This is a genomic window from Rathayibacter sp. RFBD1, from assembly GCF_002932915.1.
Classification (GTDB): domain Bacteria; phylum Actinomycetota; class Actinomycetes; order Actinomycetales; family Microbacteriaceae; genus Rathayibacter.
In genome coordinates, this window is record NZ_PSWQ01000009.1 from 157,935 (window position 1) to 184,021 (window position 26,087).

Consider the following 26,087-nt stretch of genomic DNA (forward strand, 5'->3'; position numbering starts at 1 on the left):
CTCCACGTGAGCAATCAGCCCGACGTCGATTGCGAAGGAAGTAGGAGCGTCCATTGCCCCGACCGCTGTCACCGCTTGGAGGGAACTTCCAGAGTATTTTAGCGTCAGGGTCGAGGTCGAGTGTCTGTTGTCGATGACCTAAATTGCACCCTCCGAGACGTCTTCTCGTATCGCTTTGGCAGTGAGCGGCTTGACCCCGATCCGTTCTCGCCCGTTACCGTCGATGGGGACCTGAAGCGCATCCTAAATCACGTCCGGTTCGGTCCACCATTCACCACGCAAGAGGGGTCACGCTTTTAGTCGAAACGGCTTCGCGAGGACGAAGTTAGTCGGGACAACCTCTAACGCGAAAGATTGCCGCGTCGGGATCGACCGCTCTTTCCTCAGCTGCAGAGAATACTGCGCAACCGACCAATGTGACCAGTAAGGCTGCAAGTGCGGGAGAGGTTTTCCTTCCTCTATGTAGAACGTTCGATAACTTCTAGAAAGACTGTTTTGGTGCGGGATTTAACCCACGGTTATTGCCCGTCCCAAAGGCGTAGAGGTGTGGCGGGACTCGAGGTTTGGATGGCGGGATATGCGGCGGAATGACGTAGGGCCATCTTCAATTTCTCTCCCAGTCCGGCTCTGCTTTCGCCTCACCTCCGACCTGACCTTATCTGTCCTAGCTATTGCAACGTGGCATGCGAAGTTGTTCGATTGGGACCTCAAAAATACACAGCTTCGATTGTCAAGCCTGGATCGCATTTGATCGCGACGCCCCAATTATCACATGAGTATGTGTCAGTTTGGCCAGGATCGGTGGCAAAGTAGCGGCCATGACCAGCTCCGTCAAACGCAGTACACCGGTAGAACCACTTCAAGAGCGCGCCCATCGGACTCGGGCGACGATCATCGCCTCGGCGCGGCAGATCATCGTCGAAGTTGGCCGAGAAAGAGCGACGACCGCCCAAGTGGCTGCTCGGGCTGGCGTGGGAATCGGCACGCTCTATCGCTATTTCGTAGATTTTGCTGACCTGCTCGACGCCGTCTTCGGTGAGGACGAGATTCACGCGAAGTATCATGCAGTCTTGGAAGCCGCGCACAAGGCCGCTAATACCAACGACCTCGATAACGCCGAAGCTGATGCATTGAGTGCACTTCGAGGACTAATAGACGCACTCAAAGAGCAGCATTTGCTCGAACGCGACTTGCGTCTTTACTTGTAGCGATAGTATTTGTTGCCTGCGCGGAGACTATTCACTGAGCCCAGGGGCCCGTTTCACAAGTTACATTCGGGCCGGATATCGACGCGCGCTCGCATTATACGAGGCCGAAGCGGCCACAATCCCGGTCCGCGATGTGGAGGGTTACGGGACGACTGTCTGCCTGATCGTGCAGTAGGTGATGTAAAACGACCAGCGCGCCGAACTCTTGACCGTGGACTGCATCGCTTCGTAGGTGCAAGACTCCTCCGCAGGAGTGTCCGCCGCGTCGATCGCGAGCCGCACCAGGACCAAGCCGGCGACTGTGAAGAAGGAGCCGGCCGCGCGGAGTCCGCGATCCTCACGTGCGTACGGCTCAAGCACAACGAAGGGTTGGCCCTGGATCAGGCCCAACCACGGGTTGGCGCTGGACCAGGCCGCGCCGCTGTCGAAGTGAGAGGATAACGAGCAGACGCATGGGCAGCCGATCGAGGTCGCGGTCACCGACCCCATCCAGTCTCTCCAAGCCATACGTCGCGCCGCGACCAGCGTGGCGTCGCACGTGTCACGGTCGCTACGGGGCAGACCTGTCCGCCCGCGGCTTCGCGATCCCCTGCAGCAAGCTCACTACGGCCACACCGCGCAACACCAGCACCCGGACCTCCGCACGGAGGACAGTTTCCGGGATGCCATGGAAGACATCGAGAACGCCTGGAGGCGCACCGTTTCCGCTGTAATGTCCATGGTGAGGAGCGACGATGAGAGGCAATTTTGGACTACGGCCGCGCGCGGCCGAACGGCCAATCTGCGTATCGATGCGCCAGTTTGTGTTAGCACGAGCGGACCAATGGTCTTATCTAAAACCGGTTCCTCGATCGTTCCATGCCAGCGTAGGAAAACTCTCATGACCCGTTCCGATAGTACGATTTCAAAACGACCAATCAATTATGGCATGACCGGCACGCTTGACTTATTGCAGCGCAAATACAGCGGGACACCTCTTGACGTTAGCTTTCGTGACCTTGTTGGGCCGCTACCGGCCGATGAACTCACGCATGGGTTGTACCCGTATCCAGCGCGGCTTCTTCGCCAGATTCCTCGGATGCTTCTTCAGTGCGAGCAAATTGTCGGCGGCATCGAGCGCATCGTGGATCCGTTTTGCGGAGCCGGCACCGTACTCGTCGAGGCCCAGCGAGCCGGCCTGCCGTCAAGCGGCATCGAACAAAACCCAATAGGCGCACTTGCATCGCGCGTAAAGACCACACTTATCGATTCACGCGAATTTACTGATCTAGCGAATGAGGTTTTGCAGTCCGCGAAATACACTCGAAGGCGCGCCTCGACTCCTCGCTATCTCGAACGCTGGTACTCCGAGGAGGCGCACTCCGCATTAGCGCGGCTGACATCCACCGTCAGCCAGCACAGCGGACAGCTTGCCGACGCACTCTTTCTTGCCCTTGCTCTAACGGCGCGAAAAGTCGCAAACACGGATCGACGGATCCCAGTTCCGGTCCGGCCTCGCGTACCGCTTCACTTTACTGCTAGTGATGTCTGGAGCGTATGGATCAACGAAATCGGCCGTATTTCGCAGGCTGTTCGAAGGATTGGCCCGATCAATGAACGCCCCCGCGTGATACACGCGGATGCTCGCTCTGAGGATGCTTGGAGCCGAGCAGTTGATCAAGAACGAGCCTTGATATTTACAAGCCCACCTTACGGCGCTGCTCAGAAATATGTTCGAAGTACAAGCTTAGAACTGGGCTGGCTTGGTCATGCATCAGATCGAGGAACGATTGCACTCGAGGGTGGCAGCATAGGACGTGAGCATCTGAGCGCTTCTGAAAGGCTCCTCGCTCGCGATCATCTCTTCGGTCCTCTCGTCGAGCAGGCCGTTAGTGCAGCTCGCGAAGCCTCACCTGAAAGAGGCGCAATCTACGCCACGTACTTCGCGGATATGCAGCGCGTACTTGGCCTCATTGGCGCAAGAGGTGCACGCGTGGTTCTTATCTCCGGCACCAACACGGTCGGAAAGCTGGAGCTAGACACGTATTCGCTCCTAGGAGAGATGTTACTCGATAACGGCCTCAAGCGAACACTGAGCCTTCGCGACGAGATCCGAGGACGCGCGCTGATGACGGCACGTAGATATGGGACAAGGCCAGCGCGAGCAGAGTACATTGAAGTATTTGAGAGAGAAATTTGAATGACTGATTTGCCCACGTCCTTACCCGAGGCCTCTCTGGAAGAACGCCTCCAAACCCGGATACGTAATCTTTCGCGTGAGGTCTGGGATAGTGTCATAGAAGGTGCTGACGTCAATCGATGGTTGGCGAATTTTGACGGCTCCGTGCTCGACGTGGATACAGAGCGTTTGTATGCTCTGCACCTGCTTAGTCACTTCAACTACTTTGGGATCAAGGAAATCCGCGAGATGTTGAGGTCCGTGTATCGTGATCTATTCCGCTACCCGCTCATTCAGCAGGCAAGGGTAGCGCAAAATGATACCCGCGACTTTGCAACTCTCGAAGCATCTTTTCAGGAAGAATTGAGATCGACGCGATTTCTCGGAATGGGCAACCCGTCCGAAAGCGGTGCGCACCTCCTCTATTACTTTCGCCAGATGAATAAATTGCCTAAGTCGCTATTCATTCACCAACACGAGATATTGAATCATGCACCCGGGGTCGCGCCGAACGAGATCGCTATTCCCGGGCTCAAAAGATTAGTCTTCGTTGACGACCTCATGGGCTCAGGGCAACAAGCTCAAGACTACAGCCACAAACTTCTTGAGTTTGTTCGCGAAGCCGCTAAATCGCATCCGCACAGCCTCGAAATATGGTACTTCACGCTCTTCGCGCGGCCGAATGCTTTGTCAAGGGTTCGTTTACTTCCGTTCGACCGCGTCGAGACCATTCACGAGGTTGACGATGCGGAACAAGCCTTCAGCAACCAGTCGAGGGTATTTGTCGACCCGCCACCGGGCTTCACGCTTGCCGAGGCTCAAGCATTAGCCTCTGCCTATGGGTCTAAACTGGTCCCTGGGCATCCACTGGGGTACAAGAATGGGCAACTGCTGCTCGGCTTTCAGCACAATGTCCCCGACAATTCGCTGCCGATATTCTGGCTCAATGACACGAAAGTCCAGTGGGATCCAGTATTCCCTCGATTTGATAAGGTTTACGGATGACGACTAGTCCATTTGAAGTTACTAAAGCCGTTGATTTCACAGATGAAGAGATTTCGGTTCGTTTTGTTAGTTTCTCTGCAGCGGATTACCCGCTGGTCGACCCGCGTAGTCCGATTACACAGTATCTCGTCGGCGGGAAAGGTGGAGGCCGAACTCACCTCATGCGCTTTTACGCGTATCCGCTGCAGAAGGAACGAGCAACTAGCAGTGTGCTAGCTCGTCTTCAGCAGGATGGATATATTGGTATCTACGCGCCGGCAAGCGGTCTCGACGGCAGTCGTTTTCAGGGCGCGCGGATCGAGCTTGAAGCTTGGCGTGCTGTTTTCGCACAATCGCTCGAAATGCGTTTGGTACTGTTGCTCCTAGATGTACTCGAAGACATTCAGCGGGCGGATGAAATCTGGAGCACGGACGCCATTGCTACCTTCGCAGAGGGAACTATGGCTCTTGTTGATGGCCTAAACTACCACCGCGAGAGCGCCTCGCTATCGGCTCTGCGAAGTCAGCTCTTTGACGTCCAGCGTGAGGTCGACTCGGCGGTTAATAATGCGCCTCTTACAAAAGCATTAGATGTTGCTATTCGCTTCAACCCTGGGCGCCTTATATTCGGCGTCGGCGCCTTAGTGCAGACTCTGCCCGGCCTCGCGGAGGTTAAGCTCACTTATATGCTGGATGAGTTGGAAAATCTGACAGAGGATCAGCAGCGCTTCATCAATACACTTGTACGGGAGAAGCAACTTCCGACTTGTTTTCTGATCGGTTCGCGGGAATGGGGTATTCGCACATATTCTACGCTCAGCGCCGACGAGGATAACAGAGAAGGGAGCGAGTTTAAGAAAGTAGTTCCCGAGCATGCCTATAGTCAGAGTGAGGAATCCTACAAGACCTTTTGTTTCGACATGATTCAACGGCGGCTTCGGGCGAGCGGCTATCGGGAAGAGCAAGCGAAAAATTGGATAGGTAAGCTGGATCTTGGTCGCACTTCACCGTTAATGGATGCGGTCCTGCTTGAAACGATTAAGGGCGGGGAGGGGCGGCATCTGACTCGTTTGCGTTCGGCTGTTCAACGGGCTACTTCAGACGCGGTTCTCTCAAATGCTGCTGTAGAAGCTGTTCGGTTCGAGGGTCATCCGCTACTCGAGAAGCTCGCAATATTGAAGGCATACCAGGGTTGGAGCGCTTCGAGAGTATTCTCGCCGAAACACTTCACCGCTGCACGAGAGTTTATTGCGCCGATCGCAGACGGTTCTGCCGACGGGACCGCAATGAATTTTCTAAACCTTTGGCGCAAGGATTTGATTGCCCAGATCTTCGCTGATCAGTCGACCGAGCAGAGATACTCCGGAATCGACACATTCATCCGAATGTCTGGGCATTTGCCCAGAAGTCTCTTGGTGATCCTGAAGTACGTAACGTCACGGGCTTCTTGGCGGGGAGAAGATCCTTTCACAGGCATGTCCCCAATCCCTGTCGGCACGCAGTCAGACGGCGTGCGAGAAGCATCGGCCTGGTATTTGAACGACGTTCGTCCGTTGGGTGACGACGGGGTTGACTGTGACCGCGCCATTCGTAGACTTGGATCGCTACTTCGCGATATTCGATATTCCGACAAGCCTTCCGAGGTTAGCTTGACGACCTTTTCGTCAAACTTCGAGGGGGTTAGTCCGGCAGCAGCGCTCGTAATCGAGAACTGCGTGAAGCATCGGCTCCTGCTTGAGATCCCAGGTGGCCGTCAAGCGCGAAATCAGGGCTCGGTGCACCGGAAGTTTCAGATTCATCCAATGCTTTCGCCATTCTTTGGTCTCGGGTTCGGGCGCCGGGGTGATCTTTCGCTGGCGGGTGATGAGGTCATGGCCCTGTTTTCTCCCACCGCTGATGAGTCGGTTTATCAGGGGTTTGCGCGAAAGTGCGTGGCCCCGATGAGGGCGCCTTTCTCTGATCCAGCGGCGAATCAGCTGTTTTAGAGCTATGTACGATTTCAGCATATTTAGCCGCAAACGTCATTCCCCGGCCAATCTCTCAAACCTTCAGTTCGATGTTCTCATCTCGGCGTTTAATGACTCGGAAAGAGTGGCGTCTGTATTCACTCAAGTTTCAGCAATTGAAAAGTATTGGCTGATTCATCGAGAGTATGGCTACCGAGATGCTGAGTTACCGAGATCCTCTTGGTGGGTGCCGCCTGATGGCCTCTCAGAGATAGATGTCTGGGAAGAGTTTTTCCAAGCTCATCCTATTGATGCTAATTCAAAGGTGGCAATCGACATCACGGGGATGATGAGGCAACATTTGATGGTATTGCCGCTTGTACTTAAGCGGGCGGGGCTTACTAAAGCAACCTTTCTCTACTCCGACCCCGTTTCGTACAAGTCTGGCCAGGCGACCACCTTCACGAAGGGTCCTGTGGAGAGGGTTGGAGTCGTGCCTGGGTATGCCGGCACTCATCGCCCAGCGTTCAATGCGCGTGATTGCCTTATAATCGGCGCTGGCTACGATATTGATCTCGTGAAGGCGGCCGCAGAGGATAAGCGAAATGCCGATCACTACCTGGTGGTTGGTATGCCGGGGCTGCAGGCGCATATGTACCAGGAAAGCATTTACCGAGTCTCGCAGGTGAAGGAGGCAATCAACGATCTTCGCAACCGTAGCTTGCTATTCGCACCGGCCAATAACCCATTCATGACCGCTCAGGTGATTAGTGACCACATCAGCTCTCTGAAGGCGAGGGGTGAAGCGCAGAATTTCTATCTTTGTCCTGTGGGGCCGAAAACGCAAGTTCTCGGGTTTGCTTGGTATTATTTGTGCGAAGCGATCGGCACTTCGACAAGCATCATCTTTCCTTACGCGCGGCGCTACAGTCGGGAAACGTCTTCGGGTCTCGCAGCGGTACACGAATTCACTCTAGAGTTCGACGCTCTTCCCGACCCTCTGTCGCGATAGATCTTTGGTCGGGTTTAATAGCCAGGCAGGCGCTCGTGAGACAGACTGGAGGTGGTTCGTGCATCATTCGTCTTCTGAGTCAGGCGGTCGTCTTGATGTTGAAGGCCACCCGCCCGCGGGATCACGGGCGCATGTCCGTGGCGTTATGGCATGGTGGGATAAGCCGTGTCGCCCTGGTGGGCGGTGGTCAGAGGCGGAGCGGCACCAGGGCAGCTTCGTCTGATGCCTATTCACCGGGCACGCGTGCGCACGGCTGCAGCTCAAAGGTCTCGTCGCCGAAAGCGTGCAATCTCCGGGACGGTACCCGGGGATAAAATTTGCGATTTATCGCTTCCGGCTGATGGGGCATCTTGAGCGGGACCTGTGCGGAGATGCCGCCATGCTCCTTGGCGACCACCAGGCCGGCCATTTCTTGGTCGCCCAGGCCGACGCGGACATCCTGCTGGCGAGCGGGGTTCCAATTTTCCAGCGAGGTGGTCCCCGCTCGTCAGCCTGACTTTGTCCGAAAGGACAGGTTTACTCCGCCGCGCGACTCAACCCCCTACTTCCGCCGGTTCAGCACCTTCGTCCCGACCCCCGCGATCGCAGCTCCCACGATCGGCGCGACCAGGAACACCCACACCTGCCCCAGCGCATCCGGTCCTGCGACCACCGCGGCAGCGATCGACCGCGCCGGGTTCACCGACGTGTTGCTCACCGGGATGCTGATCAGGTGCACGAGCGTCAGCGTGAAGCCGATGGCCAGCGGCGCGACGGCCTTGTACTCGCTCTTGGCGGTGACGGAGAGGATGACGGCGACGAAGACGGCGGTCAGGACGATCTCGGTCAGCAGGACCGCGCCGAGGCCGAAGCCGCCGGGGGAGGCGGCGCCGTAGCCGTTGGAGGCGAAGCCGGACTCGCGGGCGGCGGCGAGGTAGCCGGCGGGGCCGTCGGCGGCGACGAGGAAGACGACTCCGGCTCCGATGAGCCCGCCGAGGATCTGGCTGACGATGTAGCCGGGGATGTGCTTCCACTCGGTGCGGCCGGCGATGGCGAGGCCGACGCTGACGGCGGGGTTGAAGTGGCCGCCGGAGATGTGGCCGACAGCGTAGATGCCGGCCATCACGGTGAGGCCGAAGGCGAGGGCGACACCGAGGAAGCCCACTCCGAGCGCGTTGCCGGAGTCGGGGAAGGCGGAGGCGAACACCGCGGTGCCGACGCCCCCGGCGACCAGGAGGAAGGTGCCGAACGCCTCCGACGCGTAGCGCGCTCCGGCCGAGTACTGCTCGGCGTGCTCGGTGCGCTGCTCGCTCGTGGTGCGGCTGGCGGTGTGGGGGCGGGCCATGATCGTTCTCTCTCTCGGATCGGGGGAGTGCCTGCGGGGTCACCGGGCACCGGGACACTCCAGCACCACGCGGACGCGCTGGAGCCGGGTCGCGGAGGGCTCTCAGATTCCGTCGCTCGACGGTTCCGTGAGCGGCCTGGAGCCACTCGCTCGGCGGCCATCCCGGGGGCCCGTGCACAGGCGTCCGACACCGTAGCGACCGGCCGACGCGTGCACGTTCCAGCACCGGGGACAGGCGGGAAACGGGCTCCAGGTGGCACGCGCACCGCCTCATCCACCTCCCTCTTCTCCTCCGCTCGCCTCCCTGCTACGGTGCTCTGAACCGGTTTACAGAACCGGTTCAGACGCGGCGACGAGCGAAGGAGCTCCCATGGCGGGCAGACCGACGATCCTCGACGTCGCACGTGAGGCCGGCGTGAGCAAGGCGCTCGTCTCGTTCGCGCTCAACGACCGGCCGGGCGTCTCGCCCGACTCCCGTGAGCGGATCCTCCGCGTCGCTGCCGAGCTCGGCTACCGGCCCAGCCTCACGGCCCGCTCCCTCTCCACCAGCGTCTCGTTCGCGGTGGGCCTCGTCGTGGCGCGCGACCCGGCGGTCATCGCGGCCGATCCGTTCTTCCCCTCCTTCATCTCGGGGGTCGAGCGGGTGCTCGCCGAGCGCGGCCGGGTGCTGGTGCTCAGCGTCGTCGACCCGGGCGCCTCCGAGGAGGCCGTCTACCGCACGCTCGCGGCCGACCGCCGCGTCGACGGCGTGTTCCTCACCGACCTCCGGCAGGACGACTCCCGGCCGGCGCTGCTCGCCGAGCTGCAGATCCCGGCCGTCACGCTCGGGCGGCTGGAGGGCTCCTCCTCACCCGCCGTCGTGATGGACGACTCCGCGGGCATCGCCGACGCCGTCCGGCACCTGGCGGAGCTCGGCCACCGCCGCATCGCCCACGTCGCGGGGCCGGACCACCTGCTCCACTCCTCCCGCCGCCGCGAGGCCTTCACGCGGGCCTGCACCGACGCGGGGCTCTATCCCACCGCGCTCGTCGCCACCGACTTCAGTGCGGAGCAGGGCGCGGCGGCCACGGAGCGCCTCCTCGACAGCCCGACTCCGCCCACCGCGATCGTCTTCGGCAACGACCCGATGGCCATCGCCGGCCTCGGAGTCGCTCACGCCCGCGGGCTCCGGCTCCCCGACGACCTCTCGATCACGGGCTTCGACGACTCCGAGATCGCCGCCCACGTCTACCCGTCGCTGACCTCGGCCCGCACGCGCCCCGCGCGCTGGGGCGAGGAGGCCGCCCGCACGCTGCTCGACCTCATCGAGTCCGGCAGCGCCCCCGACGTCGACCTCGAGCCCGCCGGGCTCGTGGTGCGCCACTCGACCGCTCCTCCGCGGCCGTCGACCCACTGAAGACGCGTGCGCACCGTCGCGCACGCCGGACAAGGAGAACACCATGGGCACCTCAACGACGAGACGCTGGCTGACCGGGATCGCCACCGCCTCCCTCGCGACGCTCGCCCTCACCGCCTGCAGCGGTGGCGGCGGAGCGTCGACCGACCTCACCGCCACCGGACCGATCACCATCTGGTACTCGAACAACGAGCAGGAGGTGCAGTGGGGCAAGGCGATGGTCGACGCCTGGAACGCGGACCACCCGGACGAGGAGATCACCGGGCAGGAGATCCCCGCGGGCAAGAGCAGCGAGGAGGTCATCGGAGCCGCGATCACGGCCGGCAACGCGCCGTGCCTCGTCTTCAACACGGCCCCCAGCGCGGTCGGCCAGTTCGAGCGCCAGGGCGGACTCGTCGACCTCTCGAGCTTCGACGGCGGCGCGGACTACATCGAGACCCGCAGCGGCGACCTCGCGGAGCAGTACCAGAACGCCGACGGCGAGTACTTCCAGATGCCGTGGAAGAGCAACCCGGTCGTCATCTTCTACAACAAGGACCTCTTCGCGAAGGCGGGACTCGACCCCGAGAACCCGTCGCTGTCGACCTACGACGACTTCCTCGCCACGTCGAAGACGCTGGTCGAGTCGGGAGCCGCGCCCGCCGCGATCCAGCCCGCGCCCACCAGCGAGTTCTTCCAGACCCAGTTCGACTTCATGCCGCTCTACGCCGCGGCCACCGGAGGGACGAGCCTCGTCGAGGACGGCAAGGCCACCTTCGCCGACGACGAGGGCTACGAGGTCGCCGACTTCTGGAAGAGCCTCTACGACCAGGGCCTCGCCGGCCGCGAGCAGTACCAGGGCGACGCCTTCGCCGACGGCCAGGCCGCGATGTCGATCGTCGGCCCCTGGGCGGTCTCGGTCTACGACGACCTGAACTGGGGCTCCGTCTCGGTGCCCACCCCCGACGGCACGCCCGCCGAGGACACCTGGACCTTCAGCGACGCGAAGAACGTCGGCCTCTACTCCGCCTGCGCCAACAAGGGCACCGCCTGGGAGGTGCTGAAGTTCGCGACCAGCGAGGAGCAGGACCGCTCGCTGCTCGCGACCACAGGCCAGATGCCGCTGCGCACCGACCTGCAGACCACCTACGCCGACTACTTCGAGGCGAACCCCGCCTACCAGCGCTTCGGCGACCAGGCGAGCCGCACCATCGAGGTGCCGTCGGGGCCGAACACGGTGCAGATGCTGCAGGCGATCCGCGACGCGTGGGGCAAGACGGTCATCTTCGGCGAGGGCGACGTGACGACGGCGCTCGACGGAGCGGCCGAGACCGTCACCGGGCTCGCCGGCCAGCAGTGACCCGGCCGTGACCACCCTCACCCGCCGGCCCGCGCCGGCCGGGGCACCGGGGAAGCGGAGCCTCCTGCACCGCGTCCTCGGGCCCCAGCCCCTCGGGCTGCTGTTCGGCAGCCCCTACCTCCTCTTCGTGCTCGCGGTCTTCGCGTTCCCGGTCGTCTACTCGGTCTGGATCGCGTTCCACGACTTCTTCTTCGCAGCTCCCGGCGTGCAGGTGGAGCGGCCGTTCGTCGGCCTCGACAACTTCGTCACGGCGTTCTCGAGCCCGCAGGTCATCCGCTCCTTCGGCAACATCGGGATCTTCCTGGTGATCAACGTGCCGCTGACGGTGGTGCTCTCCCTGCTTCTCGCCGCGGCGCTCGACAAGGTCGTGCACCTGCGGACGTTCCTCCGCGTCAGCTTCTACGTGCCCTACGTCACGGCGAGCGTCGCGGTCGTCGGCGTCTGGCTGTTCCTCTTCAACGGGAACGGGCTGGTCAACAGCCTCCTCGGGCCGCTCGCGCCGAACCCGTCGTGGCTGATCAACGAGCAGCTCGCGATGCCGATCATCGCGCTCTACGTCACCTGGAAGCAGCTCGGGTTCTACATCCTGCTGTACCTGGCGGCGCTGCAGAACGTGCCGAAGGAGCTCTACGAGTCGGCCTCGACCGACGGCGCCGGACGCATCCGCCAGTTCTGGTCGGTGACCGTGCCGAGCGTGCGGCCCGCGACCCTCCTGGTGCTGCTGGTGTCGACCGTCACCGGGGCGAACCTCTTCACCGAGCCCTACCTCCTCACCGGCGGAGGCGGCCCCAACGGCGCGTCCGCCTCGCCCGTGCTGCTGATGTACCAGCTCGGGATCCAGCAGGGGCAGCCCGACGTGGCCTCGGCCATCGGCGTGGTCCTGGTGCTGCTGGTGCTGGTCATCGCCTATCTGCAGAACCGCTTCGCGGGGGAGAGGAACTCATGAGCACCCTGTCCAGTGCCGGAGGCGCCGCCTCGGCCGTGCCCGCCGCCGTCGCCCCCGAGAAGTCGCCGCGGAGGCGCCCCGTCGGCTCCAGCCGCGGAGCCGTGATCCTGCGCGGAGTCGTGCTCGCGATCGGCGCGATCGTCTTCCTCTTCCCCTTCTACTACATGATCGTCGGCTCCCTGCAGACGGACCCGGACCCGACTTTGGCGGGAGCGATCCCGGAGCCGGGCAACCTCACGCTCGACAACTACGTCAACGTGAACGAGCGGATCAGCCTGCTCACCGGACTGGTCAACTCCGGGATCTTCACCGGCGGCGTGCTGCTGTGCACCGTGTTCTTCGGCGTCCTCGCCGGCTATGCGCTCGCGATGCTGCAGTGGCGGGGGCGCAACGCGGTGTTCGCGCTCGCCCTGCTGGTGCAGGTCATCCCGTTCCAGCTGCTGCAGATCCCGCTCTACGTGCTGATCGCGCGCGACTACGGCCTCGCGGACAGCCACCTCGGGATGATCCTGCCGTTCGCCATCAACTCGACGGCGGTGATCATCTTCCGGCAGTACTTCCTGCAGCTCCCCAAGGAGCTGTTCGAGGCGGCCCGCATCGACGGCGCCGGCGAGCTGAAGCTGCTGTGGACCATCGCGCTCCCGCTGGTGCGGCCTGCGCTGGTGACCGCCGTGCTGCTGACCTTCATCGGCCCCTGGAACGAGTTCCTCTGGCCGTTCCTCATCACCAAGGACGCGTCGCTGCAGCCGCTCGCCGTGTCCCTGGCCAACTACATCTCGAACGTGGCGTCGTCGACCGACAACCCGTTCGGGGCGATCCTCGCGGGAGCCGTCGTGCTCGCCGCGCCCGTCGTGGTGCTGTTCATCGTGTTCCAGCGCTACTTCGTCTCGACCGATCTCGGATCCGGAGTGAAAGGCTGACCATGTCTCCCACCCTCACCACTGTCCCCTACCGTCTCGAGCGCGTCGGCGTCGTGATGGACCCCGCCCCGGGCGACGAGCTCGAAGCCGAGGGGGTGCTCAACCCCGGCAGCGGCCGCGGACCCGACGGCGAGCTCTACCTCCTGCCCCGGATGGTCGCCGCCGGCAACGTCTCCCGCGTGGGGCTCGCCCGCGTGATCGTCGAGGGCGGCGTGCCCGTCGGAGTCGAGCGCGAGGGCGTCGTGCTCGCGCCCGACCGCGGCTTCGAGCGCGGCGCGCACAACGCCGGCGTGGAGGATCCGCGGATCACCTTCATCGAGGCGCTCGGCCTGCACGTGATGACGTACGTCGCCTACGGGCCGCTCGGGCCCCGGACGGCGCTCGCCGTGTCGGAGGACCTCCGCGACTGGCGGCGCCTGGGCCCGGTGACCTTCGCCTACGACGACGCTCTCGACATCGACCTGGGCCTGTTCCACAACAAGGACTGCGTGTTCTTCCCCGAGATCGTCGCCGCCCCGGACGGCACCCGCTCGTTCGCGGTGCTGCACCGGCCGATGTGGGACCTCGGCGAGACGCGGCCGGGCGAGGGCGTGCGCCTCCCGGCCGGGATCGAGGACCCGCGGCAGAGCATCTGGATCAGCTACGTGCCGGTGGACGAGGTCGACCGCGACCTGGCGAGCCTCACGCGCTGGACGCGGCACCGGTTCCTCGCGGGCCCGGAGTTCCCGTTCGAGGAGCTGAAGGTCGGCGGCGGACCGGCGCCGCTGCGCGTGCCCGAGGGGTGGCTGCTCATCCACCACGGGGTGACCGGAGTGATCGACAGCGCCTTCGCGCAGCAGCAGCACGTGAACTACTCGGCCGGAGCGATCCTCCTCGACGGCGACGACCCGTCGCGGGTGATCGCGCGCACCGCCGAGCCGCTGCTCGAGGCCGAGACGGAGGAGGAGCGCAGCGGGATCGTCCCGAACGTCGTCTTCCCGACGGCGATCGAGGAGATCGACGGGCAGCACTACGTCTTCTACGGCATGGCCGACTCGAAGATCGGCGCGGCCCGCCTCGTCCGCACGGACGGCTGACGTCGCTGATCCAGTCCGTCGGCGCCTCCCGCTGATCGAGTAGCCCGCACCGCCGGCGCATCGAGATCCGCCCCCCACATCCCCCACCCAAGGAGAGTTCGATGACGAACACGCTCACCCGATCGGCGGCCGTCCTGGCCGCCGCCGCCCTCACCGTCGGGGGCCTCGCCCTCGGCGCGACCCCCGCGCAGGCGGCCGAGCCGCTGACGAACACGGCGCACCTCGACTTCCTCCTCGACACCGCCACTCCGGTGCCCGAGCCCGGCCACACCACCTACCGGCTCGACGAGGAGCCGAACCTGGTGATGCCGTGGACCTACGCCGACGCCCGCGACGGCGGCACCTTCGAGCGCGTCGGCGGCGGCCGCCTCGATCCGGCGACCGGCGACTACGAGCAGGGCGCGTTCAACACCGACGACATCTCGCGCGCCGCGGTCGTCTACCTCCGCCACTGGCAGCAGACCGGCTCGACCGAGAGCCGCGAGAAGGCCTTTGAGACGCTCCGCGCCCTCGCCTACTTCCAGACCACCGAGGGCGACGACGCCGGGAACGTGGTCCTCTGGATGCAGACCGACGGGGAGCTCAACGCGAGCGCCGAGCCGGTCGAGCTGCCGGACCCCAGTGACTCCGAGGACAGCTACTGGCTCGCCCGCACCCTGTGGGCGCTCGGCGAGGGCTACGCGGCGTTCCGCGACACGAATCCGGAGTTCGCCGCCTTCCTGCAGGAGCGGCTGCGCCTCGGCGTCGCGGCGGTCGACCGCGAGGTGCTCACGCGCTACGGCGAGTACGCGCAGGCCGACGGCGTGCAGGTGCCGGCCTGGCTGATCGTCGACGGCGCCGACGCCACCTCGGAGGCGCTGCTCGGCCTCTCCGCCTACCTCGAGGCCGCCCCCGACGACTCCGCGGTCCGCACGAGCACGGCCGAGCTCGCCGAGGGCGTCGCCGCCTACGCCCGCACCACGACCACAGAGGCGGACACCACCGCCTGGCCGTACGGCGCGATCCTCCCGTGGACGAAGTCGCGCACGCTCTGGCACTCCTGGTCGTCGCAGATGGCCGGCGGCCTCGCCGCGTCGTCCGCAGCGCTCGACGACTCCTCCCTCCTCGAGCCCGCGCTCGTCGACGGCGCCCGCTTCGCTCCGGAGCTGCTCACCGCCGGCGGCCCCGACAACGGCTGGAACCCGACTCCGACCGACCGCGTGCAGATCGCCTACGGAGCCGACTCCCGCCTGCAGAACTCGCTCGCCCTGGCCGATGCCACCGGCTCCAGCGCCTTCACCGACCTCGCGGCCGTGCAGGGCGCCTGGTTCTTCGGCCTGAACCGCAGCCTCGGCCCGGTCTACGACCCGGCCACCGGAGTCGTCTTCGACGGCGTCCAGGCCGACGGGTCCGTCAACCGCAACAGCGGCGCCGAGAGCACCATCCACGGCCTGCTGGCGATGCTGGCGCTCGACGCACACCCGGACGTCGCCGACCGTGCCCGCTCCGTCGCCACCGAGCGCTCGCGCGACGGGCTGACGCTGGTCGAGGCGGAGAGCGCGCGCAGCGGCACCGTCGTGACGCCCGAGTCGTCCTGGACGGGGGAGGCCGGCTGGAGCGGCTCGTACCTCTCGCTGACCGACCCGCGCCGCGCGATCTCGATCCCGATCGGCTCGTCCACGCAGGACCGCGTGGTGGAGGCCGTCATCGACCAGCCGCAGCGCGGCACGGAGCGCACGCCCCTGAGCGTCTGGACGTCGGGGAAGCGGCCGCTCGACCTGCTCCGCTCGACCGTCGGGTCGCAGGGGGTCACCGAGGCAGCGGGCGCGCTGCTCCCGCAGAAGCTCCGCCGCACAGTGCCGGCCGGCTCGTCGAGCGTCGAGGTCCGCCCGCTGAGCGGCGAGACGCGCCTCGACGCCATGCTGGTGCGACCTCTGGTCACGCGCCTCGTGGTCGGAGGAGAGGGCGGCCGCACCGAGCTGATCCGCAACTCCACCGACGGCGTGCGCACCACGGCGATCGGCGTCTCGGGCGGCTCCGGCACCCTGCGCGTCTACTCGCAGGACGGCGCGCTCGTGAGCGAGACGTCGCCGTCCGGAGCCGTCTCCGTGCAGCTGCCCGCGCAGGGCTTCGCGGTGCTGGTGGGCTGAGGTCGGCCTGCTGGTCGAGTAGCCGCTACTCGATCGGCAGAGGGCGATGAGTCCACGGAAGTCGCGGTACTCGCGTTCGAGTACCGCGACTTCTGCGTTCTCGCGGGGCGAGGGCGGCGGGGAGGCGCGCGGCTGGGCGGGGACCAACAAGTGGATGAGAGCGCTCTCTCGAAAACGCTTGACCTCTCCGCGGGGGCGTGCGTAAGCTCGCCGCACACCTCGTGAGAGCGCTCTCACATACGCGGAACAGCACGCGTGAGAGCGCTCCCAGGGGTGCCCCACCACCATCACGAAGGAGTGACCGTGCCCTATTCACGACGCACCAGGATCGCCGCGGCGATCGCCGGCGCCTCGGCCCTCGCCCTGATCGTCACCGGATGCTCGTCGGGATCCGACGCCTCCGAGGGCGGCGAGATCGAGCTGACCGTCACCACGTTCAACGCCATGGGCTTCGACGAGCTCTACGGCGAGTACGAGGACGCCAACCCGGGGATCACCATCGTCCCGAACAACATCGACACCGGCGGCAACGCGCGGACCGACGCGTTCACCAAGCTCGCCGCCGGCTCCGGACTCGCCGACGTCGTCGCCATCGAGGAGGGCTGGCTCGGCTCCGTCATGGAGGTCTCGGACCAGTTCGTCGACCTGCGCGACCACGGCATCGAGGACCGCAAGGCCGACTGGGTCGACTGGAAGTACGAGCAGGCGACCGACCCCGAGGGACGCGTCATCGGCTACGGCACCGACATCGGACCCGAGGGCCTCTGCTACAACACTGCCGCCTTCGAGGCCGCCGGCATGCCCACCGACCGCGCCGCCGTCGCCGAGATGCTCGGCGGACCGGACGCGACCTGGGACGACTACTTCGCCGCCGGCCAGAAGTACCACGACGCCACCGGCAAGGCCTGGTTCGACCACTCCGGATTCGTCTGGAACGCCATGGTCAACCAGCTGCCCGAGGGGTACTACACCTCCGACGGCGAGCTGAACGTCGAGGGCAACCCGGAGCTCGAGGAGCGCTGGGGCCAGCTGACCGACGCCACCGCCTCCGGCCTCTCGGCCGCGCAGAAGGCGTGGGACTGGAACAAGGGCAAATCGTTCACCGACCAGACCTTCGCCACCTTCGTCTGCCCGGGCTGGATGTTCGGCACGCTGAAGAGCAACGTCGAGGCCGGCGGCGGGAACGCCGAGGCCACCGGCTGGGACTTCGCCGACGTCTTCCCCGGCGGCCCCGCCAACTGGGGCGGCTCGTTCCTCTCCGTCCCGACCCAGTCGAAGCACCCCGCCGAGGCCGCCGCGCTGGCGTCGTGGCTCAGTGAGCCGGAGCAGCAGCTGAAGGCGTTCGAGGCGGCCGGACCGTTCCCGAGCACCCTCGACGCGCAGAAGGAGCTCGCCTCAGCGGCCGCTCCCGACCCCGGCATGAACGACTCCCCGACCGGCGCGATCCTCGCGCAGCGCGCCGAGGGCGTCGTCGCCCAGTACAAGGGCCCGGACGACTCGCTGATCCAGGAGAACGTCTTCGGACCGGTCCTGCAGAAGGTCGACCGCGGCGAGATCGACGGCAAGGAGGGCTGGAACGAGGCGCTCCAGCTCCTCGGCGAGCTCGTCGACTGATCCGGTCGGGCCGACGCCCGGGGGCTGACGCCTCCGAGCCGACGCCCACCCGATCCGGGAGGTCCGGCCGCCACCGGACCTCCCGGTCCCCGTGCGGCCGGGCCGCCCGCATCCCGGGCCGCCTCGCCGCACGGGAGAACCGTTGCCGCCGGCCGGACCGAGACCTCTCCGGCCCCGCCGTATCCCCTCCGACTCCGACTCGACCTCGAAGAGAGCGCCATGACGAGCACACTCACCCCGCCGGCCACGGCGACGCCCCCCGCGGGGAAGCGGCGCCCGGCGCCCCGACTCCCGCTGACCTTCCGCCAGCGCGCGAGCCGCTTCGACGTGAAGGCCTCGCCCTACCTCTACATCTCACCGTTCTTCCTGCTCTTCGCGCTCACCGGCGCGTTCCCGCTGGTCTACACGCTCGTCGTGTCGCTCTACGACTGGCAGCTGCTGCAGGGCCAGGGCGACTTCGTCGGGTTCGCGAACTTCGCGGCCGTGCTCGGCGACCGCTTCTTCTGGAACTCGATCGTCAACACGCTGAGCATCTTCCTGCTCTCCACGATCCCGCAGCTCGCCGTCGCGCTGCTGCTCGCGGCCGCCCTCGACCAGGCGCTGCGGGCCAGCACCTTCTGGCGGATGAGCGTCCTGCTGCCGTACATCGTCTCGCCGGTCGCGGTCGCGCTGATCTTCTCGAGCGTCTTCAGCGACCAGGAGGGTCTGATCAACAATCTGATCGGCCTCGTGGGCATCAGCCCGATCGAGTGGACGAACGACCGCCTCGCCAGCCACGTCGCGATCGCGACGATGGTCAACTGGCGCTGGACCGGCTACAACGCCCTCATCCTCCTCGCCGCCATGCAGGCCGTGCCGCGCGAGCTGCACGAGTCGGCCGCGATCGACGGGGCGAACGCGTTCCGCCGCTTCCGCTCGATCACCATCCCCAGCATCCGGCCGACCCTGATCTTCGTGATCATCACCGCCACCATCGGCGGCCTGCAGATCTTCGCGGAGCCGCGCCTGTTCGACGTGTCGAACGCCGGCGGCATCGGCGGCTCGGACCGGCAGTTCCAGACCACCGTCCTCTACCTCTGGGAGATGGCGTTCTTCCGCCAGAACTTCGGCGAGGCGGCCGCGATCGCGTGGCTGCTGTTCCTCCTGATCGTGCTGATCGGCCTGCTGAACTTCGCGATCTCGCGGCGGATCGCCTCCGTCGAGAACCGGATCTCGCAGCGTTCGAAGCGGCGCTCCGCCCGCCCCGCGACCGCGGACGAGATCGCCGCCGCGGACCCCCTGCTCACCACCACCGGCCTCGGCCAGAACGAGAGCGAGCGATGACCGCCCCCGCCACCTCCGCCGCCTTCCCGGTGCGCCGCGTCCGCGCCTCCCGCGCCGGCCGCGTCGACCGGCCCGGCTTCCTCACCTACGGGCTGCTGAGCGCCTTCATCCTCGGCTCGACCTACCCGCTCTGGTGGTCGTTCGTCGTGGCGAGCGGCTCGAACGCGACCCGCAGCGAGACCCTGCCGCTCGTCCCGGGCGGCAACTTCCTCGCCAACGCCTCGCAGGTGCTGACGGCGATCCCGTTCTGGACGGCGCTGCTGAACAGCGTCATCGTCTCGGGGATCATCACGCTGTCGGTCGTGTCGTTCTCGACGCTCGCCGGCTACGCCTTCGCGAAGCTGCGGTTCCGCGGGCGCGACGGCCTGATGATCGGAGTGGTCGCGACCATGGCGATCCCGACGCAGCTGGGCATCATCCCGCTGTTCATCCTGATGCGGCAGCTCGGCTGGACCGGCTCGCTCGGCGCCGTGATCGTGCCGACGCTGGTCACCGCGTTCGGCGTGTTCTTCATGCGGCAGTACCTGGTCGACGTGATCCCGGACGAGCTGATTGAGGCGGCGCGCGTGGACGGAGCGAACCAGTTCCGGACGTTCCTCACCGTCGCCGTCCCGGCGGCGCGACCGGCGATGGCGATCCTCGGGCTCTTCACGTTCATGATGGCCTGGACCGACTTCCTCTGGCCGCTGATCGTCCTCAGCCCCACGAATCCGACCCTGCAGACGGCGCTCGCGCAGCTGCAGTCGGGCTACTACGTCGACTACTCGATCGTGCTGGCCGGCGCCGTGCTCTCGGTGATCCCGCTGCTGGTGCTGTTCCTGCTCGCCGGACGCCAGCTCATCGCGGGCATCATGAGCGGAGCGGTGAAGGGCTGACGCCCGCAGGCTCCCGCGGGACCGGGTCGGGGGACATCGGACCGCGGGACGGGGGCCTCGGGCCCGGGGCCGTGGTGCTCCGGGTCCGGGGGTCGAGGTCGGGGAGCGTGCCGCCCGGCCGCGAGCGGTCGACGGTCCCTCCGGAACGGGCCGCGGCCGATCGTCGCCCCGGGAGCGTCCGACCGCCGGGGCACTGCTCCTCGGCGTCCGCGCCCCGTTCGACACCTCGTCGGAGGTGACCTCCCGCCGCCTAGGCTGGCGCGGAGGAGGCGACATGGAGCCGAAGGACCGGCGCGACGAGGACCCCTCGAGCGGGTCGGCGCAGCCGCGTCCGGGGGACGGGCCGACGCCGTCGGAGCAGGCGCTGCGCGCCATCCGCGACGTCGCGAACGGGGCGGATCCGACGAGGGAGGCCTTCCGGCTGTCGAACGACTTCACCGACCGGCAGGCCGAGCGGTTCCGCAGCTTCCTTTCCCGCTTCCGGCGCGGGCGCTGACCGTCACGGTGCTCCCCGAGACGGGCTGACCCGGAAGGGCCGATCGGATCGGGCCGGGAGCGTCCGTCGAGGCGGGGACCGCGCGCGTCCGCCGGATCTCCGTGATCCCACCGACGCGGGCCTCGGTCGGCGGGGACGACCATGGCCGAGTGTCCAGACGTCCTTCCCGCTCCTCGCAGGCCGCTCCCGCTCCGCTCCTCGTCCGCCCGCTCGGCTCGAGGGGCCCGGAATGAGCGGGAGTGCGCGCCGCAGCCGCGTGAGGATGCGGACGACCGCGGTCGCGCCCGGCGTCCTTTTCGTCGAGGGGCCGCTGTCGAACTGGACGGTCCTCACGGGGCACGGCTCCGTCGAGCTGGTCGACTGCGGCTATCCCCGCGACCTGCGGCTCGTCGAGAGGTCGATCGCGCTCGCGGGAGGGCGGATGCAGGACCTGCGGAGGATCCTGATCACCCACGGCCACTCGGACCACCTCGGCAGCAGCCGTCTGCTGGCGCGGACCCGCGGAGTCGCGGTGGCGACAGGCCCGGTGGAGGCGGCGAACGTGCGCCGGGAGATCGAGGAGCAGGTGACACTGCGGGAGCTCCTCCCGGTGCTGCACCGACCGCGGACGATCGACTGGGTGCTCCGCGCCGTCGCGGCGGGCGGCCTCGGCCGGGTCGGGGTGCCGACCGCCGTCGAGCTCGCCGGCACGGAGCTGGCGCTCACCACCGGGCACACCCTCCGCGTGGTCCCGAGCCCCGGGCACACGAGCGGGCACACCGCGTACCTCGAGCCGTCCGCGGGAGTCCTGATCGCCGGGGACGCGCTGGTCACCGGCCATCCCCTGCTGGACTCCGACGGCCTGCAGCTGCTCCCCGGCTTCTTCCACGCCGATCCGGACGAGGCCGCTGCCGCCGGGCGGCACCTGCGCGAGCTGCCCGCGCACTGGATCCTGCCCGGGCACGGAGCGCCGCTGAAGGTCGGCGAGGCGGCAGCGTGACCGCGGCGCCGGTGCGCGCGGGCGACCGGCTGCTCCTCGACACCCCTCTCACGGCGGTGGCGGGGCTCACCTGGGCGACGGTCGAGCTCGTCGAGCACCACTCGGCGCCCGGGAGTTTCCCCTGGAGCACGGGCGGCTCGTTCCCCTTCCGGGTGGGCTACCGGATCGACCGGCCGGCGCCGGGGGTGGAGGCGGTCCGCGGCGTCGTCTGGCTCGCCGCCGACGGCACCGACGCGACCGGGGCCGTCCGTGCCGTGGACCGCGTCGTCCGCCCGGGAGCGGCTGCGCGGACCGGCGACCGGTGATCGCGGGGCTCCGCCGGAACGCGGCCTCTCGCGGCTGACGGACCCCGGACGTCTCAGCGGACGCCGGCACTCACCGAGCGCTCGACGGCGTCCGCCGCGGCCCGCACCCCGTCCTCGCGGGCGAGCGCCGCGCCGACGGCTCGCGCCCGCCTCCCGGCCTCCTCCCTGAGCAGGGGCCGGAGCGCGGCGACGAGCCGGTCGGCGGAGAGGTCGACGAACGCGAACGTCGACCCGACCCCGAGCTCGGTCACGCGGCGCCCCCAGAACGGCTGATCGCTGAAGACGGCGGCGATCACGGTCGGGAGGCCGGCGATCAGCGACTCCGCCGTGGTCCCCGCGCCGCCGTGGTGGACGGCCGCGACGCAGCGGGGGAGGACGGCGCGGTGGTCGAGAGCGCCGACGACGCGGAGCCGGTCCCGGGTCGAGGGCGCGCGGTCGGCGAAGTCGCTCCAGCCCGCGCCGACGAGACCGCGGACCCTGAGGTCGCGGCACACCTGGTCGAGCAGGGCGAGCACGGGGCCGGGCTCGCCGACGGGCATGCTCCCGAAGCCGAAGAACACCGGGGGGTCGCCCGCGTCGAGCCAGGCGTCGAGGGAGTCGTCCGCGCCCGCATCGCCCCACAGCGCGTGCTGCTCGGGTGTCGCGCGGATGAACCCGGTGTCCGGCCGGCGCTCCGGCCACCCCTCGAGGCCGGGCACCAGCACGGAGCTGTACACCTGCAGTTCCCAGGCGCCCCGGTCCGCGAGGCGCCGGCTGACCGGCAGGGTCGTCGGAGGGAGGCCGAGCGCGAGCCGCAGGTCGTTCACGTAGCCCGCCGTCGCCCGCCGCTCGACGCGATCGGCGATGAGGTGCGTGAGGCGGGGGAGAGGGCGGGGGAGTCTCCGGGCGGTCACGGTGACGGCGGGGTAGCGCGGGTTGGAGCGCCGCGGCACGAAGTGCATCCCGATGACGGGGATCCCCGCGGCCTCCGCGATGCACGAGGCCTCGTCGAGGACGAGGTTGGCGGCGAGGAGGAGGTCGGCACCCGCCGCCGCCCGCACCATCGCGGGCTGCAGCACGCTGCTGAGCTCGACCTTCTGCCGCAGCAGGCCGCGGAGGTAGCTCCGGGTGTCTCCGGAGGCGAGCCACGCCTGCCCCTCGCCCGACTGGAGGAACGCCCGCACGTCGAAGCCGAGCGGGACGGCGTCGAGGCCGAGCGCGGACGCCATCGGCACGAGGTCGTCCGGTGCAGCCACCAGGACGTCGTGTCCGCGCTCGCGCAGCTCGGCGGCGAGGACCACCATCGGCTGGACGTCTCCTCGAGACCCGACCGCCAGGACCGTGATGCGCATGGATGCTCCCTCCGCGACGTCCGGCCGGAGTCCGGCCCGCCCGCGCTCTCTGCGCGGGCCGTCGTGGGAACGGTAGGAACGCGGTCGCCGTCGGGGCGTCCGTGGAACCACGGCTGGGCCGGGTGGAGGGGCGGACCTGTCACCGTTCCCTCCGCTGCCGCCCGGTCGGCTCCCAGCCGGCGCGGAGCGGTCTCGGTGGGACCACGGACGGCCGGACGGGCCTCGTCGCGGTTCACTGCTCGTGTCCCCGTCCCGAGCACCGTCCGGAGTCCTCATGAGCGCATCACCCGCAGCCGCGGCCCACCTCGATCTCGGCGGGATCACCCTCGACTACCTGCCCGACGGCGAGTTCCGCGCGGAGCCCGGACTCGCCTACCCCCGCGGAGACGACGCGCTCGCCGCCGACGGCCCCGACGTCCTCGACGACGACGGCATGCTCGTGCTGAGCGTCGGAGCGGTCCTGGCCACCACTGCGGACCGCAGGGTGCTGATCGACGCCGGCATCGGCGACCGGACCATCCCCCTCGTCCGGCCGGGGGCCGTCCGCGACGCGTACATGCGCGGAGGCGCGCTGCTCGAGAGCCTGGCCGCCCTCGGGCTGGAGCCGGCCGACATCGACGCCGTGCTGATCACCCACCTCCACGCCGACCACATCGGCTGGATCGGCGGCGAGACCGTGGACGGCGTGCCCACGTTCCCGAACGCCGAGTACTGGCTGGCGGCGGACGAGTGGGACTTCTGGAGCCGGCCCGAGAACGGCGGAGAGGCCGTGGGGCCGCGGCCGAACGAGCTCCGTCTGATCGACGCGCGGCGTCGGCACTTCGTGGAGGGCGAGGAGCCCGTCGCCGGGGTCCGGGTCGTCCGGACACCGGGGCACACGCCGGGTCACGTCGGCTTCGCCGTGGAGGGGAGCCGCCTCCGCGCGCTCGTCGTCGGCGACGCGGTGCACTGCCCGGCCGAGATCCTCCGTCCGGAGCTGGTCTGGGTCGGGGACCACGACGGAGCGGAGGCGGTCCGCACGCGGCAGCTCCTCGCGGAGCGGGTCGGAGGCGGGGACGTCGTGCTCGTCGGCCCGCACTTCCCCGACGCCGTCTTCCGACGGTACGACCCCTCCGCGCCGCACCACCTCGCCGGACTCGCGACCTGAGGCCCGGCCGGGAGGGCTGCACGGAGTTATTGACTGAAAGGTCTACATCGGCGTAGCGTTCAAGACTGATCGGTCAACAACCCGGGTGGCTTCATCAGGCCCAGAGATCGGCACGGCGCTCCCTGCCCGGCCCGCCTCCCCCGGAAAAGGACCGCTTCCGCCCGCGAACCCCGAGCAGCAAGGAGACCACTCATGACCAGCACCGTTCCTCCCGCCCTCCGCCGTGGCGCCCTCCCGTCGCGCACCGGAACGCTCCCCCTCGTCGACGCCCCCGCGATCGTCGGAGCGCTCTCGTGAGCGGGCCCGGAATCACGGCGCGCCGCGGACGGGTCGGAGTCGCGGCCGTCGCCCTCGGCTCGTTCGCGATCGTCCTCTCGGAGTTCCTGCCCATCGGCCTCCTGCCCGCGATCGCGTCCGACCTCGACGTCGGGATCGGGACCGCCGGCTCGGTCGTCGTCGTCACCGGCCTCTTCGCCGCCCTCGCCGCGCCCCTCGTCACGGTCGCCACCTCGCGGTTCGACCGCCGCACCGTGCTCGTCGCCCTCAGTGCACTGCTGGTTGTCTCGGACGCGCTCGCGGCCCTCGCTCCGACCTTCCCCGTGCTCCTGGCCGCCCGCGCACTCCTCGGCGTCAGCCTGGGCGGATTCTGGGCGATCGGCATGGGGATCGGCGCCCGGCTCGTGCCGCCGGCCGGAGCCGTCCGAGCGGTGTCGATGATCACCGCCGGCATCTCGGTCGCCACCGTCGTCAGCCTCCCGCTGTCCGCGGCCGTCTCGGCGCTCGCCGACTGGCGCCTCGCGTTCGTCATCGGCGGCGCGATCGGGCTGGTCGCCCTCGCCCTCCAGCTCGCGACCCTGCCGCCGCTCCCCTCGACGGAGCGCGTCCGCTTCGCCTCCCTCGGCGGACTGCTCCGCGTGCCGCGCGCCCGCGTCGGACTCCTCGGCGCCGCTGTCCTGTTCTTCGCCCAGTTCGCGGCGTACACCTACATCACGCCCTTCCTGCAGACCCGTGCCGGGCTCGGACCGGAGGCGGTCACGGTCGCACTGCTGCTGTTCGGCGTCGCCGGGATCGCCGGCAACTTCACCGCCGGAGCGACGGTGACGCGGAGCGTGCGCGGCACGACGGGGACGGCGCAGATCGCGCTCGCCGCGGCGGTCGTCCTGCTGCCGTTCCTGGCGCCCTCGAGCGTCGGCGTCGTCGCGCTCGTGCTCGTCTGGGGCTTCGTCTGGGGAGGCCTCCCGCTCGCCCTGCAGACCTGGATGTCCACGGCGACCCCCGCCGGATCCGAGACCGCACTGGCGCTGTTCGTCACCACCATCCAGCTCGCCCTCGCGGCCGGCTCCATCGTCGGCGGCGGCGTGGTGACCGCGACGGGCCTCGACGGGGACTTCCGCCTCGCCGGGGGCATCGCGCTCGTCGGCGCGCTCGCCTTCCTCGCGCTCACCTCGCGGCGCCGGTCGAGCGCGCCGTCGGACGCCGCCGCCCGCAGCGACCGGGGCGCCGCGAGCCCGCGCGCGGCACTCCCGCGACGCTGAGGCGCAGGTGAGGAGCCGTCCGCGGTCCCGGTTCCGGGAGGCGC

At 67.5% G+C, this 26,087-nt stretch carries 22 protein-coding genes; 19 read left to right on the top strand and 3 right to left on the bottom strand.

All coding sequences use genetic code 11. The features are described 5' to 3' along the window. Positions 1-818: 818 nt before the first annotated feature. On the top strand, positions 819-1,208 hold the full coding sequence (locus C5D50_RS04305) for a TetR/AcrR family transcriptional regulator (RefSeq protein WP_104282833.1): 390 nt from the start codon (positions 819-821) through the stop codon (positions 1,206-1,208). A 141-nt stretch (positions 1,209-1,349) separates the two neighbouring features. Here C5D50_RS04305 and C5D50_RS04310 read toward each other — a convergent pair whose 3' ends face one another. Then, on the bottom strand, positions 1,350-1,688 hold the full coding sequence (locus tag C5D50_RS04310; RefSeq protein WP_146086878.1) for a hypothetical protein: 339 nt from the start codon (positions 1,686-1,688) through the stop codon (positions 1,350-1,352). A gap of 400 nt (positions 1,689-2,088) precedes the next feature. Between C5D50_RS04310 and C5D50_RS16305 the strand changes: the two genes are divergently transcribed. The 4 genes from C5D50_RS16305 to C5D50_RS16320 are packed head-to-tail and all read left to right on the top strand — an operon-like array spanning position 2,089 to position 7,308. Then, positions 2,089-3,387, top strand: coding sequence for a site-specific DNA-methyltransferase (locus C5D50_RS16305; RefSeq protein ID WP_146086879.1), 1,299 nt, complete (start codon positions 2,089-2,091; stop codon positions 3,385-3,387). After that, on the top strand, positions 3,388-4,371 hold the full coding sequence (locus C5D50_RS16310) for a hypothetical protein (RefSeq protein WP_146086880.1): 984 nt from the start codon (positions 3,388-3,390) through the stop codon (positions 4,369-4,371). Beyond that, complete coding sequence (locus tag C5D50_RS16315) at positions 4,368-6,335, top strand: hypothetical protein (RefSeq protein WP_146086881.1); 1,968 nt, start codon at positions 4,368-4,370, stop codon at positions 6,333-6,335. The genes C5D50_RS16310 and C5D50_RS16315 overlap by 4 nt, the downstream gene beginning before the upstream one ends. 4 nt (positions 6,336-6,339) lie before the next feature. Then, positions 6,340-7,308 carry a hypothetical protein gene (locus C5D50_RS16320; protein ID WP_146086882.1) on the top strand — a complete coding sequence of 323 codons (969 nt, stop codon included), beginning with the start codon at positions 6,340-6,342 and terminating at the stop codon, positions 7,306-7,308. 541 nt (positions 7,309-7,849) lie between these two features. Here the strand turns inward: C5D50_RS16320 and aqpZ are convergent. Next, positions 7,850-8,632 (bottom strand): aquaporin Z, encoded by a 783-nt coding sequence (gene aqpZ / locus C5D50_RS04315; protein WP_104282835.1) that lies wholly within the window; start codon positions 8,630-8,632, stop codon positions 7,850-7,852. A gap of 370 nt (positions 8,633-9,002) precedes the next feature. Here aqpZ and C5D50_RS04320 point away from each other — a divergent pair, with 370 nt between their 5' ends. The 12 genes from C5D50_RS04320 (at position 9,003) to C5D50_RS04375 (ending at position 22,030) form a co-directional block, all read left to right on the top strand. After that, a complete protein-coding gene (locus C5D50_RS04320) occupies positions 9,003-10,028 on the top strand; it encodes a LacI family DNA-binding transcriptional regulator (RefSeq protein WP_104282836.1) in 1,026 nt (341 codons plus the stop codon). A gap of 43 nt (positions 10,029-10,071) precedes the next feature. Further along, a complete protein-coding gene (locus C5D50_RS04325) occupies positions 10,072-11,367 on the top strand; it encodes an extracellular solute-binding protein (RefSeq protein ID WP_104282837.1) in 1,296 nt (431 codons plus the stop codon). A 7-nt stretch (positions 11,368-11,374) separates the two neighbouring features. Further along, the gene (locus tag C5D50_RS04330; protein ID WP_104223956.1) at positions 11,375-12,313 is read left to right on the top strand and encodes a carbohydrate ABC transporter permease; all 939 of its coding nucleotides are present in this window, start codon (positions 11,375-11,377) and stop codon (positions 12,311-12,313) included. Next, a complete protein-coding gene (locus C5D50_RS04335; protein WP_104238931.1) occupies positions 12,310-13,233 on the top strand; it encodes a carbohydrate ABC transporter permease in 924 nt (307 codons plus the stop codon). Before C5D50_RS04330 ends, C5D50_RS04335 begins: the two co-directional genes overlap by 4 nt. A 2-nt stretch (positions 13,234-13,235) precedes the next feature. Next, positions 13,236-14,309 carry a glycosidase gene (locus C5D50_RS04340; RefSeq protein WP_104282838.1) on the top strand — a complete coding sequence of 358 codons (1,074 nt, stop codon included), beginning with the start codon at positions 13,236-13,238 and terminating at the stop codon, positions 14,307-14,309. 101 nt (positions 14,310-14,410) lie between these two features. Then, a complete protein-coding gene (locus C5D50_RS04345) occupies positions 14,411-16,438 on the top strand; it encodes a hypothetical protein (RefSeq protein ID WP_104282839.1) in 2,028 nt (675 codons plus the stop codon). Between the two features lie 303 nt (positions 16,439-16,741). After that, on the top strand, positions 16,742-18,052 hold the full coding sequence (locus tag C5D50_RS04350; RefSeq protein WP_104224001.1) for an ABC transporter substrate-binding protein: 1,311 nt from the start codon (positions 16,742-16,744) through the stop codon (positions 18,050-18,052). A 219-nt stretch (positions 18,053-18,271) separates the two neighbouring features. Then, positions 18,272-19,375 (top strand): carbohydrate ABC transporter permease, encoded by a 1,104-nt coding sequence (locus C5D50_RS04355; protein ID WP_104225835.1) that lies wholly within the window; start codon positions 18,272-18,274, stop codon positions 19,373-19,375. Next, positions 19,372-20,250 carry a carbohydrate ABC transporter permease gene (locus C5D50_RS04360; RefSeq protein ID WP_104223961.1) on the top strand — a complete coding sequence of 293 codons (879 nt, stop codon included), beginning with the start codon at positions 19,372-19,374 and terminating at the stop codon, positions 20,248-20,250. The genes C5D50_RS04355 and C5D50_RS04360 overlap by 4 nt, the downstream gene beginning before the upstream one ends. Before the next feature lie 274 nt (positions 20,251-20,524). Further along, entirely contained in the window at positions 20,525-20,746 is a 222-nt protein-coding gene (locus C5D50_RS04365) for a hypothetical protein (protein ID WP_104282840.1), read from the top strand. Between the two features lie 229 nt (positions 20,747-20,975). Then, on the top strand, positions 20,976-21,725 hold the full coding sequence (locus C5D50_RS04370) for an MBL fold metallo-hydrolase (RefSeq protein ID WP_258069552.1): 750 nt from the start codon (positions 20,976-20,978) through the stop codon (positions 21,723-21,725). Continuing rightward, positions 21,722-22,030, top strand: a complete 309-nt coding sequence (locus C5D50_RS04375) for a hypothetical protein (protein WP_104282842.1) — start codon at positions 21,722-21,724, stop codon at positions 22,028-22,030. The genes C5D50_RS04370 and C5D50_RS04375 overlap by 4 nt, the downstream gene beginning before the upstream one ends. Positions 22,031-22,083: 53 nt before the next feature. On the opposite strand, the gene C5D50_RS04380 is transcribed toward C5D50_RS04375, so the two are convergent. Beyond that, positions 22,084-23,361, bottom strand: coding sequence for a glycosyltransferase (locus tag C5D50_RS04380; RefSeq protein ID WP_181137287.1), 1,278 nt, complete (start codon positions 23,359-23,361; stop codon positions 22,084-22,086). Between the two features lie 274 nt (positions 23,362-23,635). On the opposite strand from C5D50_RS04380, the gene C5D50_RS04385 reads away from it, so the two are divergent. Further along, positions 23,636-24,508, top strand: a complete 873-nt coding sequence (locus C5D50_RS04385) for an MBL fold metallo-hydrolase (RefSeq protein ID WP_104282844.1) — start codon at positions 23,636-23,638, stop codon at positions 24,506-24,508. A 293-nt stretch (positions 24,509-24,801) separates the two neighbouring features. Next, positions 24,802-26,043: an MFS transporter gene (locus C5D50_RS04390; RefSeq protein ID WP_244230557.1), complete on the top strand. Its 1,242-nt coding sequence runs from the start codon at positions 24,802-24,804 to the stop codon at positions 26,041-26,043. Positions 26,044-26,087: the final 44 nt, after the last annotated feature.